The 304-nt window shown below is 44.4% G+C and carries 1 protein-coding gene; it reads right to left on the bottom strand.

Features of this window, described 5'->3' with window-relative positions; all coding sequences use genetic code 11:
- A partial coding sequence (locus ACFILW_RS10755; protein ID WP_375685829.1) for a hypothetical protein occupies window positions 1–304 on the bottom strand: 304 nt, incomplete at both ends.

A 304-nucleotide genomic window follows, 5' to 3' on the forward strand; every position in this document is an offset into this window, starting at 1 on the left:
CTACTGTTTTATCATCTTTGCATCCAATTTTAAGGCTCGTGTTGTCATAATTCTCAAGTCCAGCACCAGCAAAATTGACTGTTTCACCAGGCAGAATATCCACAGCAGCTTCACCGTTAACAGATAACTTCCATCCCCCTGCTCCTTCTACGACAGCTCTCATAGCTTTCAACTGTGCCACATTGACGGCATCAGTATCTGCAGTACCAGCCGCCAACCCAGTAATCTGGCGTGTTATACTACCGTCAGCTTTTCCAACACTGATTGCACTTTTTGTACTTTTCCATGCACCATTGTTTTGTTG

Source organism: Bartonella sp. TT110JLCBS (assembly GCF_042193405.1).
Classification (GTDB): domain Bacteria; phylum Pseudomonadota; class Alphaproteobacteria; order Rhizobiales; family Rhizobiaceae; genus Bartonella.